General features: G+C 38.9%; 14 protein-coding genes. 7 read left to right on the top strand and 7 right to left on the bottom strand.

Annotation, left to right across the window (positions count from 1 at the left end; all coding sequences use genetic code 11):
- Nucleotides 1-96: 96 nt before the first annotated feature.
- The 3 genes from I2483_RS01160 (at nt 97) to I2483_RS01150 (ending at nt 3314) form a co-directional block, all read left to right on the top strand.
- Nucleotides 97-294, top strand: a complete 198-nt coding sequence (locus tag I2483_RS01160; protein WP_186670502.1) for a DUF6501 family protein — start codon at nt 97-99, stop codon at nt 292-294.
- Nucleotides 295-532: 238 nt separating this feature from the next.
- On the top strand, nt 533-1396 hold the full coding sequence (locus I2483_RS01155) for an ATP-binding protein (RefSeq protein ID WP_207173260.1): 864 nt from the start codon (nt 533-535) through the stop codon (nt 1394-1396).
- A 10-nt stretch (nt 1397-1406) separates the two neighbouring features.
- Nucleotides 1407-3314 (top strand): hypothetical protein, encoded by a 1908-nt coding sequence (locus I2483_RS01150; protein WP_207173259.1) that lies wholly within the window; start codon nt 1407-1409, stop codon nt 3312-3314.
- Nucleotides 3315-3371: 57 nt separating this feature from the next.
- Here the strand turns inward: I2483_RS01150 and I2483_RS01145 are convergent, their stop codons facing one another.
- Complete coding sequence (locus tag I2483_RS01145; RefSeq protein WP_207173258.1) at nt 3372-4556, bottom strand: toxic anion resistance protein; 1185 nt, start codon at nt 4554-4556, stop codon at nt 3372-3374.
- Entirely contained in the window at nt 4549-5205 is a 657-nt protein-coding gene (locus I2483_RS01140) for a 5-bromo-4-chloroindolyl phosphate hydrolysis family protein (RefSeq protein WP_207173257.1), read from the bottom strand. The genes I2483_RS01145 and I2483_RS01140 overlap by 8 nt, the downstream gene beginning before the upstream one ends.
- A 201-nt stretch (nt 5206-5406) precedes the next feature.
- Here I2483_RS01140 and I2483_RS01135 point away from each other — a divergent pair, with 201 nt between their 5' ends.
- Nucleotides 5407-5703, top strand: coding sequence for a DUF1033 family protein (locus I2483_RS01135; RefSeq protein WP_186670497.1), 297 nt, complete (start codon nt 5407-5409; stop codon nt 5701-5703).
- Nucleotides 5704-5835: 132 nt separating this feature from the next.
- On the opposite strand, the gene I2483_RS01130 is transcribed toward I2483_RS01135, so the two are convergent.
- Nucleotides 5836-6504 (bottom strand): hypothetical protein, encoded by a 669-nt coding sequence (locus tag I2483_RS01130; protein ID WP_207173256.1) that lies wholly within the window; start codon nt 6502-6504, stop codon nt 5836-5838.
- 132 nt (nt 6505-6636) lie between these two features.
- Complete coding sequence (locus I2483_RS01125) at nt 6637-8253, bottom strand: ABC-F family ATP-binding cassette domain-containing protein (RefSeq protein ID WP_207173255.1); 1617 nt, start codon at nt 8251-8253, stop codon at nt 6637-6639.
- 607 nt (nt 8254-8860) lie between these two features.
- Here I2483_RS01125 and I2483_RS01120 point away from each other — a divergent pair.
- Nucleotides 8861-9235: a hypothetical protein gene (locus I2483_RS01120; protein ID WP_207173254.1), complete on the top strand. Its 375-nt coding sequence runs from the start codon at nt 8861-8863 to the stop codon at nt 9233-9235.
- A gap of 760 nt (nt 9236-9995) precedes the next feature.
- On the opposite strand, the gene I2483_RS01115 is transcribed toward I2483_RS01120, so the two are convergent.
- Together I2483_RS01115 and I2483_RS01110 are read right to left on the bottom strand one after the other, a co-directional pair.
- Nucleotides 9996-10220 (bottom strand): hypothetical protein, encoded by a 225-nt coding sequence (locus I2483_RS01115; protein WP_207173253.1) that lies wholly within the window; start codon nt 10218-10220, stop codon nt 9996-9998.
- Between the two features lie 534 nt (nt 10221-10754).
- A complete protein-coding gene (locus I2483_RS01110) occupies nt 10755-11189 on the bottom strand; it encodes a ferritin-like domain-containing protein (RefSeq protein ID WP_218624821.1) in 435 nt (144 codons plus the stop codon).
- A gap of 323 nt (nt 11190-11512) precedes the next feature.
- Between I2483_RS01110 and I2483_RS01105 the strand changes: the two genes are divergently transcribed.
- Together I2483_RS01105 and I2483_RS01100 are read left to right on the top strand one after the other, a co-directional pair.
- Nucleotides 11513-11716: a hypothetical protein gene (locus tag I2483_RS01105; RefSeq protein ID WP_207173252.1), complete on the top strand. Its 204-nt coding sequence runs from the start codon at nt 11513-11515 to the stop codon at nt 11714-11716.
- A gap of 516 nt (nt 11717-12232) precedes the next feature.
- The gene (locus I2483_RS01100) at nt 12233-12415 is read left to right on the top strand and encodes a hypothetical protein (protein WP_207173251.1); all 183 of its coding nucleotides are present in this window, start codon (nt 12233-12235) and stop codon (nt 12413-12415) included.
- On the opposite strand, the gene I2483_RS01095 is transcribed toward I2483_RS01100, so the two are convergent.
- The gene (locus tag I2483_RS01095) at nt 12412-12657 is read right to left on the bottom strand and encodes a hypothetical protein (RefSeq protein ID WP_207173250.1); all 246 of its coding nucleotides are present in this window, start codon (nt 12655-12657) and stop codon (nt 12412-12414) included. The genes I2483_RS01100 and I2483_RS01095 overlap by 4 nt on opposite strands.
- Nucleotides 12658-12933 lie beyond the last annotated feature (276 nt).

Raw genomic sequence — 12933 nt, 5'->3', positions numbered from 1 at the left:
GCCCGAAGTCTAGACAAAAATAGTTAGGTAATCGGCCCGTTATTGTTAGCGGGTCGATTTTTCCTTATCCACCCCACAGAAAAGGCGTGATTAACAATGACATTCAAAGATTGGATGACCGCACCTGCAATCCGTACTGTCGTCTGCAAGCATGCAGACGCTGAAAAATATGTAGTGAACAATGTTCTGACACCAGGTAAAGAGTATGAAGTGAAAAACGAAACAGATGAATTCATTTTCATTCTCGATAATTCCGGTAAAGTCGGGGGCTATTATAAAACGTATTTTGAGTAAACAAAAGCCTAGGGTGCCCGCCCAGATGCGACAGGCATAAGGTGGACCGGCGAAGCGGCGGTTTTTGCCGCATAGCTGGGCTGGCTTATGACCCGAGCATTTGGCGCCCGGAGTCTAGACGTGAAATTGCTAAGTTGGAAATTCTCCAAAATACGAGATTTGATATTTAGTTAAACAAAAACTAAAAGCCCGCTACCCACTCGTTGGTGTGCGGGTTTTTTTATAAGGAGGCAAGTTTATGAACTCGTTAGTAGAAAATGAACAGCAGCTTCGCACAAAGAAAACGCATGACACCGCAGCGGTACGATTAATCCAAGAAGGTGGCTACGTTTCTCCAAGCCCTCATTTATGGGATGACGTACTCATTAGTGTGGTATTGAAAAAACCAGTGTTATTGAAAGGGCCTTCGGGTTCAGGAAAAACGAAGTTAGCCCAAACCATTTCACATTACTTTAATCAGCCGATGCAAAGCATAAACTGTTCAGTTGATTTGGATGCTGAAGCCTTGCTTGGTTTTAAAACGATATTCAGCAAAGACGGAGAAACCATTATTGAATTTGTCGAAGGACCCGTAGTCCAAGCTATGAAAAAGGGACATATTTTATACATCGATGAAATCAATATGGCTAGACCTGAAACGTTGCCCATCCTTCATAGTGTTTTGGACCATCGTCGTATGCTGACAAATCCATTTACAGGCGAAGTGATTTATGCGCATGAAGACTTCACGGTCATTTCGGCCATAAACGAAGGCTACGTCGGAACATCGCCGATGAATGAAGCGTTAAAAAATCGTTTTGTTTCGTTCACAGTTCCCTACCTAACTGGAGAACAATTAGAATTAGTTATGAAGGATACGTGTCCATCTGCCTCGAAACAGCTTGTTGAGACATTCCTTAATATCAGTAACGATTTGAAGAAACAAGTAATGAACGGATTATTATCCGATGAGGCTGCATCTGTAAGAAGCCTGCTCGACGCTATGGGGCTGGCCGAACATATCCCCGTGAAACGTGCAGTCCAGTATGCTATCGCGGAGAAGCTGGATGATACAATTGAACGCAGACTTGTCATGGAATTAGTCGATACTTGGGTGAAATGAGGCGATCACTATGGTGAAGATGAATCGATTCATTCAATTTAATGATGAAACGGTCGATGCCAAGACGCTTTTATTGTATGAACGATTAGGGCGAGCGTTAGCAGACGCACCTTTCATTGAATTAACGGAACGAAAGCTTCTTGAATTCCGACCTCAAGAAGGGATTATCTCAATGAGTGTTTTTTGGCGTCACAGGACAGATGAAGTGATTCATGCGGGAAGGCTTTCTGATATTTATTTGTTAACTGCAGGTTATTGGAAACATTTTAGTGTGAACTCATGGATTGAGTTCACACAAAAAAATGGCCCACACTCACTTCGGAAATTTGCATCAGAACTATTGATGATGCTAGAAGAATTTCGTCTCATCGATTTAATTGCAAAAGAAAGGCCAGGAACCGCACATGCATTTGAGACTAGGAGGGAAGCGTATGTTCACTTCCACCGAGGTGTGCTATCTTCGAATATGCAGAAAAATCACCTTGCCGATGCACTAATGAATCAGCTGTTCATATCGCTACACGAAGGGACTTTTGCAGAAACATCTATCGACTGGGGTGCCCACTCCATCGATTATGGTCTCATTCAATCCGTTCTGCAGCACGCCTACGATTCAAAAAGTACAGAGGATAATACATTTATTGCGAATAGAATTACTTGGATTTTAGAAAGGTCAATTAATAAAGACCTTGTCCATCAGTATTTTTCAGTTGTGGATTCCATTACCGAAGAAAATACGGTATTTCATTATCATAAAGGGATGTCTGACGCCGAAGAAGGCGAGGATGGTCCAAAAGAGACAATCGAAGAAGTGTTTCGGTCCTGGCATCGTGAAAGCGAGAGTGAATCAGGCGTCCACCTTGAATTTGAACTCGAACACGGCCGCTCTGGTAAGAGTGACGCTAATGATGCAACTCCGGGCAATGAAGACGCTGAAATCGAAGAGACGGGCTCAGGTGATTCAGAGGGGAATGACAGCGACCGCTGGACGGAGGACACGACTGACAAAACGGACAAGCGTGATCGAAAGATGAAGGCTGGTAAGATGTTTGGGAAAGAGCATGTCAACGTCGTGTACGAGGAACAACGTATAGAAGTCGTAGACGAGGTTGAAAATCGTCAACAATTGACTGTTTGGCGAGAAGAGCAAAAGCCGTATGTCCGTTCCTTCGTAGAGGAGATGAAGAAACGGATTGATTTGAAACAGGATTCGAAACGCGAGCGCCTTATGAAGGGACGACTGTCGACGAAATTAACGACGATGGTTGTGGATGAACGACCGAAACCATTTTACAGGAAGAATGCACCTTCTGTTAATCTAGATGCAGTATTTGGTCTACTAGTTGATGGTTCTGCTTCGATGCTCGACAAATTGGACGAAACAAAACAGGCCGTTTTATTGTTTCATGATGTACTCCGTCAACTTGGCGTCAGTCATGAAATTTCGTCCTATTTTGAGGATGCAAATAACGCTACAAAAGAAGTGCAACCAAACGTATTTGAGCTTATGCATACGTTTACAGATCGCAATAAAGATAACGGTTTATCAATTTTATCGTTTGACGCTAACGAAGATAACCGCGATGGATTCGCGATTAGATGGATGGCCGATCAACTGGGGGCGAGACAAGAGAAGCACAAGTTTTTGCTGGTCTTCTCAGACGGAGAACCATCGGCGTTTGGCTATGATAGGAACGGTATCCTCGACACGGCAGAAGCAGTAATGGAAACCGAAAAGAAAGGAATCTCCATCATTCATTTATTCCTTTCGACGGAAGAACCGACAGTTGATCAAAAAGCACTTTTTTCAATGATGTTTGGCAATAAAACCGTTTCATCGAACTCAGTGGATAGCTTTACAGATCAGACCTTGCGAATACTGAGGAAATTGCTCGCGATTGTAATTAGAACTGCGTGAATTTCGGGAATCGCGGGTAAACCCGAATAATTACGGAATAAAAATACAAAACCGCCCTTAGATAGGGCGGTTTTGTGTTTTTTCATGGACAGCAAGAAGGCGCTGTTTCAATTCATCTTCCATTCGTCCGATTTCTATTTCAGCAGCTTTACGTTTTGCACGACCGTCTGCTTGGATAATCAGTGTCTCTTCAATAGTTTGAATCAAGTTTTCTTGCGTCTTTTTCAACGTATCAATTTCGATGATCCCGCGTTCATTTTCTTTTGCTGTTTCAATTGAATTAATTTTCAGCATTTCCGAGTTTTTCAAAAGCAAGTCATTTGTCGTTTTCGTAACAAGTTTCTGGGACTCTACTGCTTTCATTTGACGGTTTAACGTCAAGGTAATTGCAATTTGATTTTTCCATAATGGAATTGATGTCATAATAGAAGACTGGATTTTTTCCGCAAGTGTTTGGTTAGTCTGTTGAATCATCCGGATTTGAGGTGCACTTTGAATAGTAATTTGACGTGATAATTGCAAATCATACAACCTTTTTTCTAATCTGTCTAGGAATTGTGCCATGTCATTCACTTCTTGGAATGCCATTTGATCATTCGATAATTCAGCTTTTCTGCGCATTTCAGGAATGATTTCGTTGGCGAGTTCATCCTGCTTTAATTCTGCAGCAGCTATGTAGATATTCAACGCTTGGAAATAGGTTTTATTTTGATCATATAAATTATCGAGCATTCTAACATCCTCTAAAAGTCCACGTTTTGAATGCTCAAGTTGAATACCAATCCGATCAATTTGAGTACTAAGTTTCTGATATTTCGTCATCATTTCTTGAACAGACCGCGTTGCTTTATTAAATAACCTGCTTAGACCAGACTTCTTCTTGTCCGATAAATCGTCAGGATCTATTTCAGATAGCTTATTCATCAGATCTTTCAATACATCTCCAACAGGACCAATATCTTTGCCTTGAACATGATCGAGCATTTGAGTGGAGAACCTTGAAAGCTCGCTTTGAGCATTTGCTCCGTACGTAATAATCGCTTCATAGTTGCCGACAGGAATTTGCTGTGCAAGCACTTTTGCCTTTTCTCTCTCCTCAGGAGAAAGACGATCAATTAGTTTAATGCTCGTTTCAACCTCTTTTTTTTCTGTTTGCATTTCCTTTGGAAGAAGGGGTTTTTGAAAATCAAAAGGACTATCGAGTAAATCATCAATTGTTTTAATAGGGTTATTTTCAGTCATTGTGTGAATCTCCTTTCATTTCAAGTAGCGGCTTTTTATTATTTATGGATACATCAACAAAGTCAATTTCCATTTGGAGCTGGTTCATATCAGATGCCAAAACGCTTCGTAGATCTTGCTCCAATTGCTTGTTAACATCACCAAGCGTTTCACGCGTATTTTGTAATGCGATGCGAAGTTCCTTATCCTTCAATGGCTGGTTGATAAGCAGCGCATATTTCGAAGTCAATTCGACCGCAGAATCAAGATGGGCATAGAAAAATTTCTCAGCATCGTAAAACTTTTTAGGATTCGATCGAACGAGATTAAGAATCCTTCTAGATAAGCTACTCATTTCATGAAGTTGCCTAAATGCCTGAATTGACCTAACTTGTCCATAAAGACCATTCAGTTGTTTGATTTTCATTTTCGCACCAGTAATTTGACCTTTAATATGACTGTATTCAGCACGGGACATCCCGAGTTTTTTTAAGTTGGATGAAAGTTGAATCTGCTTTAGAGTAAACGTTCCGCCTAAATAGATAGCTACCAAAAGGCCAGTAGCCGCAAAAATATTCATACCTGCACCCATAACAAAGAAGAGCCAGGATCCAAAACTGATTGGAGCTGTAATGAAATGTCTAATGAAAAATTGTTTGACTTCCTTCATGATCTAATCATACCTCCTTTGACCTTATACTTTATACGTTTCAAAATGAATAAAGTTTCATGTCAGTAGTTCAATTATACCCGATAAATGCAATCTGCACCTACCATTTGAATTCTAAAGGAAAGCAATAAATTGGACATCAGGAGGGAGTTTGTTAAAATGAAGGACATTCAGCTAAGAGTTACATAGGAGGTTTGGAAAATGTATGAAGTGATTTATATGAAAGCAGATTATGAGCCATGGTGGATGTTTGAAGAGTGGGAAGAAACAATCCGTTCACGCCATTCATTCGAGGATAGAGCACTTGCTGAGGTGCACTTTAATAAATTGACTAGTGAATTACGAGACAAGCATAAACGTGAAGCTATGAAAAAAGAATGTTTTTTTGTCTTTTGGTCTGAAGACGAAATAAACTTCTGTGAAGGCTGTGATGAAGATCTCCAACTGTATCATGGTGTTATCTTAATGAAGGATGGGAAGCCCAATGCTTTCTGCTAAAATAATCATTGGAAATAAACACGCATTCGCATCTTCCAAAAGGTAATCGTCTTTGTCGGTACCTTTTGGAAGATGTGAATTTATTGCACAATTTAAAGAGGCGTCCTTACTAGGGACGCTTCTTTTTTCACGCTATTTGTCGACTGTTTGCAATGAAGAGGTAACAACAAATTCACCATCATCTGTCTGCATAATTGATTCCCGTTTGACTTCACCAAACCCTTCAACGAAATACTTACGGTTGACGAAGTCATCGGTCTTCATTTCGATAACAATAGCATGATCAAACTTCTTGTACGGTGTCTCGACGGTTGTGTCCATTTCAACAATCGACCACGTATCAAATGTTGTTCCTATTTTTAGGGGTTTCTTGAGATAAACGCCAGTTGGAATCAATGCATCCAGTTCTTCCTGTGAAGGAAAGTCTTTCACTAATTCGACAGTTTTCTGATCCAAGATACTAATTTTGTCAGGTTCGATTTTATAAATATGGCGAACCAGGGAACCGCCATTATTCTCATGGACGACAACATAATTTTCAAACGGCCGTGTCACTTCAACATCTAGTTCTGCAAATTCATTTCCTTCACCTAGATAATGTGCCTTTGAACCATCCGGTAGAAAAAGATCGGTTAAAGAAATCTCCCCATCTTTCTCGCTTTCACTTTCTTTGACAACATCTTCACCAATTGTGCCATTGGTTGACCCTGAATTATCAAGGGTTGTCGGCTGTTTTTTTGAACATCCTGAAAAGACAAGAACCGCTACTAACAGAAAGACGAAAAGATTTATTTTCCTCATGAAAACACTCCTTTCTATTGGTTATACCCAATTCGATGGATATCATGCAAAAGTGAATTAATTCCAATCGGAACTTTAACATCATTTAGCGATAAAAATAGCCGTTTCCCAATGAAGGGAAACGGCTTAACATTATTTCTTTTTGTTTTGTTTTTCTTGTTGTTCTTTCCACTCCAGGTACTCATCATAATTCATCAATTTATCGAAGATTGTACCATCATCATGGATTTCGATGATTCGGTTCGCAACCGTTTGGATGAATTGTTGGTCATGTGAAGTGAAAATCATTGCGCCTTTGAATGCAATCAGTCCGTTGTTAAGTGCTTGAATGGATTCAAGATCCAAGTGGTTCATCGGTTCATCCAGAAGAAGAACGTTTGAACTTGTCAGCATCATTTTTGAAAGCATACAGCGAACTTTTTCTCCACCGGATAATACAGATGGCTTTTTGTTCACTTCGTCTCCAGAAAACAACATACGCCCTAGGAAACCGCGCAGGAATGTCTCAGTTTGGTCGTCCGGTGAATATTGACGTAACCATTCGACAAGTGAGTTTTCCGATCCTTGGAAGTACTTACTGTTATCGATAGGGAGGTATGCATGTGTTGTCGTAACTCCCCATTTGATAGCTCCAGAATCAGGCTCAGACTCTCCAGCAAGAAGTTGAAGGAGTGCTGTTTTTGCAAGTGGATCTCCAAGAAGAATGACTTTGTCTTCTTTATCAATTGTAAATGAAGCATCTTTAAGCATTACTCTGCCATCTTGTGTTTTGTTAACTTCTTGGATACTTAGAACATCATTTCCAATTTCACGGCCCATTTGGAAGTTGACGAAAGGATAACGTCTTGAAGATGGTTTAATATCATCCAATTCGATTTTTTCCAACGTTTTCTTACGTGAAGTAGCTTGCTTAGATTTCGAAGCATTGGCACTAAAGCGGGCAACGAATGCTTGAAGCTCTTTAATTTTTTCTTCTTTTTTCTTGTTTTGGTCTTGTGACATTCTTAGTGCAAGTTGGCTTGACTCGTACCAGAAATCATAGTTACCTGGGTAAATCTGGATTTTGGAAAAGTCGACATCTGCAATTTGCGTACATACCTTGTTTAAGAAGTGACGGTCATGGGATACAACAATAAGAGTGTTTTCGAAGTTCATAAGGAATTCTTCAAGCCACTGTATTGCTTTCAAATCAAGTGAGTTTGTAGGCTCATCCAGAAGAAGAACGTCAGGCTTGCCAAACAAAGCTTGTGCAAGAAGCACTTTCACTTTATCGGAACCGTTTAGTTCAGACATCTTCAGTTGATGATATTCATCTGCAAGACCAAGTCCTTGTAAAAGGATTGCAGATTCAGATTCAGCTTCCCAACCGTTCAAGTCGCCAAATTCACCTTCAAGTTCAGCTGCGCGCATGCCGTCCTCATCTGAGAAATCCTCTTTAGCATAGATGGCGTTTTTCTCCATCATAATGTCATATAGGCGTTTGTGGCCCATAATAACTGTGTCAAGTACGACACTTTCTTCGTATTCGAAATGGTTCTGTTTCAAAATAGCAAGACGTTCGTCTTTGTTCATGATGACATTTCCTGATTGTGGTTCAAGTTCACCTGACAATATTTTAAGGAATGTCGATTTTCCCGCACCGTTTGCACCAATTAGACCATAACAATGACCCGGATTAAACTGTATATTCACATCTTCAAATAGCTTGCGGTCGCCGAATTGAAGACTTACATTACTGACTGCTATCATTCAAAATCCTCCTAAATTCACAATGCTCCCATTATAGCACGGAATTATTCATAGTAGCAACAATGCTTATACTACATGGCTTTTGAGGGAGTTAGTTAAAAATATCATCCAAATATTCCACCAATTTAAAAGATGAATGCATCACTTTAGGATTTCGCTAATTTGATTTCAAGATTTTTAAATGAGTGGTCATACATACTTAAAATTATCAAAGAGTATTCCCTAAACGATCTACGATAGTTTGTAGTGGAATATCTTTACTCAACATTATGGTTGCGTGCGGATGTCTTAAATCATGGTAGGGATCTACTTTCTTACCAATGCGTTTAATTGGATTTGAAACAGACTTTTCGCTGACGGGAGTTTTGAGTCTTTCTGAGGTAAGTGCATGAATGGTTTATGACCAACGTTTTCCGTGAGAGAGCATGGTCTTTTTATACTAAACTTCATATACTTTCTATTGATTTAGTAGCGCATCGACGACAAATATTGTCCGTTTGCTATTTTTCTTTATGGGCGTACGGGTTCCGTGGTGGCCACGAGTTAGCTCAATAGTGATCGTCGGGGTATTTGATTTGCAGGCTTAGTAAGGGGTAGTGGACCCAAAATGCGAAGTAAAGAAAGGGAGATGAAAATGACGGAAATTGAAATTCAACAAGAACGTATTAGTGAGTTAATTAAGTTAATTCAACAAAATCCGAGTTTGAAAATCGTTCCAATGGTCGATAGCGAATTAGGCGGAGATGACTTCTCTTATTATATGGGCAAGTGGGGAAAGGCAGAAATTGATGAAGTTTACCACGAAGATGAAAGGATTTATTTCCGTTCATACGATGAAGAAGAATTAGGTGAACAAATATTTGGCCGCTTGGAATCCAGTAATCCTGCTTGGGATTCTCCTTATTTAGAGGAGAGGACAAAAGAAGAATTAGATGAGATTAAATGGGGAAAGGCGATTGATGTGAAAATCGATTTACCTTAGTTTACAGCACGGCCAAAGGGCAATGAAAAAGCCGATTAAATTTAATCAGCTTTTGGTTTCTTGATTTTCATAATTTTGTATAAATCATATAAAATTCTTGCTGACACTATAAAGATTACCAACGTTTTAGTCTGTGTGTCTACGTTATTTTTGGATAAAACTATTGACATAAATACAAGAAAGAGGATAATATCTAGAACTTTGTTAGTTACTTCTGATTTAAACATGGTAGTACACCAGCTTTCTAAAATTAAGTATATCTAGAATACATATGTAAAATCAATAAGTTTCAAATATTTTAATAATAGTTGAGTCGCAGTTCGAACAAAAGGCGATATGCCAAGCGATTTGTTTAGGAGTGGTTGTCAATGTGAGCGGGAAAGATGTTGAGGATTATTACTACCTGAAGGTATTATAGATGAAACAATATATTTACGAAAAAATAGAAGCGCTAAGCCAAAAGGAAATTTTGATGCTTATAAGATTACGAAAGAAAAAATATTGAATATGATTTAATTATAAGTCCCCCTGGCCATCCAGAGGACAACGAGGGAATCGTCGACAAAGAATGTCCGCTTGCAATTTTTCTGTTTTTGGCGCACGGGTTCCGTGGTGGTCACGAGTTATCCTAATAGTGATTATCGGGGTATTTTCTTGGCAGAGTTAGTAAGTGAGCAGTAGACGAATCTTGTGAAGTAAGTGAAATCATTAAAAAAAGACGTGAGTAAAAAAATCCCTCTTTTTAAGAGGGACGATGACATCAATATAGTGGTCCTTGGTTCTGACAAGGTGGAAATCCATTTATATCTTGAATCAAATGAAAATCGTATTTTTTTAAGGCGAATTGTGCTTGATATAAGTATTCAACTACAAGAAGTTTACCGTTAGATGTTCCGCACAAAATCCCTGAAGTTCCTTGACCATTTGTTAATGAAACTCCAACAGGCTGACCAATTAGATATCCGATTTTTTGATGCCATGGCATAGTCATCACTCCTTCAATACATCATATTAATTATGGAGTTTTCAAGTGCCTGTCTGGCTTCAAAGAAATGAAAATCAGTGCGTAATACGAACATACTGTGACATAAAAAAAGACGGGTTTCCCCGTCTACTTATTTAGCTTGTCAGCAATCGTTCTTAGTATATCGTTTTTTTCCTGCTGTATTTTAAGGGATTTAACCAGGAACCAAATTACAAATACAACTGGGACTAAGTAAAAAAACATAGTTAAGATTGGAAGAAATGCCAAGATTGCATTACCGGTCATTTTTGATCCTCCTCTCATTTTGGACAATTATACCATGTTAAGGAGTGTGGATTTGTTTAAAATTAAATATATACTGCACATTTCGAAAAAAAAGACCACTGAATTACAATTAATCAGTGGTCTTTTTCACAGTCATCTTGTGATATAGCGAGTGGTAGCGAACTGGACATTCGATAAACGTAGAAGTAATTCGCAGTAGACGCATTATGCGTAACTTATGCAAATAAATACCGAATTGAGAATCCTATACTATCCGTTTTGAAGAAGAAGTTCTTCTAATAAGTCAACATGTTTTTGGTCGTGATTCAAAATATCATTAACAAGTTCTAAGCTTTCGGGGTCTAAGTCGCCTTTTACAAGTTCCTTGGATATTTCTATGCCTTTATCTTCTCCCTTTAGGGCATCTTTCAAAATAAAGGTGGGATCGTTGGACATGCCCTTGAGATTGTTTACAAATTCAGCAATAGTACCCTTAAAACCTACATCATCAACAGGTACACCACCAAGATTTTGTATTCTCTCTGCAATCAACATTGCATGTTGTTTATGGTCTTGCTGGATTTTTTGGAGAGTCTGTTTAATATTCGAATCATTGATGTGATGAATGTATTTTTCATAGGCTTGTATGGCCATATAGTTACCTCCAAGAAAGGTATTTAATTCTTTGATCACACTAGTTTTCATAATTAAAACTCCTTAATCATTTTAATCTTATGGTTCACTAGTTCAAGAAAAATTATACGGGAAAAAAATCAAGCTTCGTTTGAGGTATTGTAAGTCGTTGAGATATACATTGGGAATTGGTAGATGTCCGCTGGTCATGATGATGATCCGTATATTCATTAGCGGTTGCGGTACGCACAGAAGTTTGCGAAGGAGTGATAACCGTGGTGCAGCAACTTACTATTTTTAATACGCTGCCAAAGAAAGGAGCGTTTGCTAGTGGGGATATTGTGGAAGTGGTTGTCAATGTGGAGGAGAAAGAAATCGAGGTTTAATGCAGTTGGATGTACAGTGGCAAAGTCATTGGCATGGGTAATATCATCTGCAGTATGAACCATTTCCATCGATTGGACGAACTACCACGTGACAATGATATCCTTCTTATCGACATAGAGATTGACACGAAGCACCAATTATCAGAGACGACTCACTTTGCGTTTGCATTCACCAAGAAGCGGAATGTAATCCTCCTTGCTACAAACAAATAATTACCCACTAACAAAGTAGTCGAGAAGGCACCGAGTGACATATAGAAGTCGCTTATCGAAATGGAACACATAACGATCGAGGATGTGCCTGTGCATTATCAGGTGGCTATCGAAGCGGAATCTGAGCATTAAAGGCGAACCCTACCCCCTCTTTATGTAGTATAGATAATAGTTAAGAAAGGAGCAGCGATTACACATGACTAATGAAGAAAGAAATAAACTATCGGATATATTGTTACAAAGTCTTTACGATTAACATTTTGCTAATAATGGGGGGAGTTATACATTACCCAAAGCAATGGTAAATGCTGACGTAAATAGCAAACTAGCTATTGAATACCTTATTGAAAAGGACTATGCCACAGATAGCGGGCAAGGGTCAGATAATCTAGTGTTAGCAATAACCACGCAAGGTATGGACTTTATAAAAAACAAATAACTGTATGCTTAAAGCGATTAACAGGAACGTCCATGCCAGGGCGTTCTTTTTTTTACCCAAAAATAAGGAGGAACTAAATGAACAACTGCACGAAGTCGCAACATCAAGCTATCGTAAATCAGACGGAACATATCGTTAAACCACATATGTTCAACCCGAGTTCAGTTACGCTTAAAGCGGCTTATGAGCAGTTCTTAACGAATGCCATTAAAGTGTCGATAAGTGGAAAGCAGGCGTTAAGGAGGGCAAATTGTCATTAGATAATGTACTTGCTCTTAAAGTCATTCTGGATCAGTGAAGGAAGTAATAGAACCAAAGCAACAACGACCCGTCCAGATTTTATTGGATAGGTCGCTTTTCCGAATCGGGTAATGGTCATGTGAAAAAAGGGATTTCTGTCTGTGAGTCGAATTATCAGGCGGAAAACAGTACCTATTTTTATTGCAAGAACCTTAAAAATAACAGCTTTGTATTCAACAATAATATTCGTTTCACCAAACATATTTATTACTTCTCCTAATTCTGTAATGTTTAAGAACAGCATTAATTATGCGGGGAAATCAGGTATTTCTTTGTGAGTAATACCCAGTATGAACATTCAGCGAGAAAGCAATATCTGAATCCAATAAAGGAAATAGGTAGATGTATATAACCTAAAGTGTTCCAGGACATCCATTCAAGCATCATCGAGAGAGGATAATACGGATATCATACCTAAATTGATTGAAACAATAAAAATAAGTAAATAATGAAAGTATATTATTATTGTTGTTCCAAG

The sequence above is a fragment of the Sporosarcina sp. E16_3 genome (assembly GCF_017347125.1).
Lineage (GTDB): Bacteria > Bacillota > Bacilli > Bacillales_A > Planococcaceae > Sporosarcina.
Note: the sequence above shows the minus strand (reverse complement) of the source record. Positions and strands in the feature narration are given on the sequence as shown.